Source organism: Frankia sp. AiPs1, assembly GCF_023716945.1.
GTDB lineage: Bacteria > Actinomycetota > Actinomycetes > Frankiales > Frankiaceae > Frankia.
Genome location: NZ_JAMQQF010001116.1, coordinates 1 through 743 on the forward strand (window position 1 = coordinate 1; position 743 = coordinate 743).

Consider the following 743-nt stretch of genomic DNA (forward strand, 5'->3'; position numbering starts at 1 on the left):
CCGCACCGTCGTGCGGGTCAGCCCGGCCGGCACCCCGGACTTCGCCGCGGACCTGGCGGCGCTGGCGGGGACGGGTGTGCGCCTGGTCATGCTGGCGAAGGCGGAGTCGGCGGCGCAGGTCGCCCAGCTCGCCGGCTTCGCGGTCATCGCGCTGTGCGAGACGGCCCGCGGAGTGCTCGCGGCGCCGGAGCTGGCCGCGGCGGCGAACGTCGTCGGCCTGATGTGGGGCGCGGAGGACCTCGTCGCCGGGCTCGGCGGCCGGTCGAGCCGCTTCGACGACGGGCGTTACCGCGACGTCGCCCGCTACGCCCGCGCGGCCGTCCTGCTCGCCGCCGGTGCGCACGGGCGCCAGGCCATCGACGCCGTCTACCTGAACATCGCGGACCTGGACGGGCTGGGCGCCGAGGCGCGCGACGCCGCGGCCAGCGGCTTCGGGCTCAAGGCCTGCATCCATCCGACCCAGGTCCCGGTGGTCCGGGCGGCCTTCGCGCCGTCGGCGGACGAGGTGGCCTGGGCGCACCGGGTGCTGACGGCGGCACGCGAGGCGGGAGTGGGCGTGTTCGCCTTCGAGGGCCGGATGGTCGACGCGCCGGTCCTGCGCCACGCCGAGCACCTGCTGCGCGCCGCAGCGAGCGTCCCGGCGCGATAGCCGGGCAGGTCCGCTCGCCGTCGCCGTCGCCGTCGCCGGCTGCCGGCGGGATCCGCGCCTGATCAGACGCCGCGCCCGCCGGCCTGGCCCGGGG

At 78.5% G+C, this 743-nt stretch carries 1 protein-coding gene; it reads left to right on the plus strand.

Annotation, left to right across the window (positions count from 1 at the left end):
* Nucleotides 1-649, plus strand: a 649-nt coding sequence (locus ND748_RS33195) for a CoA ester lyase (protein ID WP_251750180.1), incomplete at its 5' end; no start/stop codon positions are given.
* Nucleotides 650-743 lie beyond the last annotated feature (94 nt).